The organism is Sphingomonas sp. Leaf4, from assembly GCF_920939515.1.
Lineage (GTDB): Bacteria > Pseudomonadota > Alphaproteobacteria > Sphingomonadales > Sphingomonadaceae > Sphingomonas.
On record NZ_CAKLBB010000037.1, the window covers coordinates 1 to 724 of the forward strand.

1 pseudogene is annotated in these 724 nt (G+C 61.7%); it reads left to right on the forward strand.

Annotated elements, in window-relative coordinates:
• Window positions 1-50: 50 nt before the first annotated feature.
• Window positions 51-724, forward strand: a pseudogene (locus tag LRA89_RS20430) (IS5 family transposase); the annotation flags it as partial.

Consider the following 724-nt stretch of genomic DNA (forward strand, 5'->3'; position numbering starts at 1 on the left):
TAGGGTCTGTGGGGATTCACAAAGTTGTGCGGATGTGATTCACGCTATGGATGGATCGTGACGTACTGACGGACGCCCAATGGGCAAAGATCGAGCCGCATTGCCTGGGCAAGCGGACTGACCCCGGGCGCAGCGGCCGGGACAACCGGCTGTTCGTGGAGGCGGTGTTGTGGGTCGCGCGCACAGGCAGCCCGTGGCGCGATCTGCCGGAACGCTTCGGCAACTGGAGCACAGCGTTCAGGCGCTTTCGCGACTGGCGGGAAGCCGATGTTTTCAGACGGATATTCGACGCGCTGTCGGACGAGCCCGACCTTGAATATGCGATGGTCGATGCGACGATCGTGAAGGTCCACCGTCACGGTCAGGGCGCAAAAGGGGGACTCAGAGCCAGGCCATCGGTCGCTCCAGAGGCGGCATGACAACCAAGATTGTCGTGCTGACTGACGCGTTGGGCAATTTGGTGCGCTTCCGGCTGATGCCGGGCCAACGTCACGACAGCGTCGAAGTGCCGCCGCTGATCGATGGCATCGCCTTCGACGGACTGATTGCCGATAAGGCGTTCGACAGCAATGCCATCATCGCCGACCTCGACGAACGCGGCGCGGCGGTCATCATCTCGCAGCACCCACGGCGCATAGGCGCGCGCAAGATCGACCCCGCCATCTACGCGTGGCGGCACCTCATTGAAAACTTCTTTTGCAAGCTCAAGGAGTTCAAACGCATC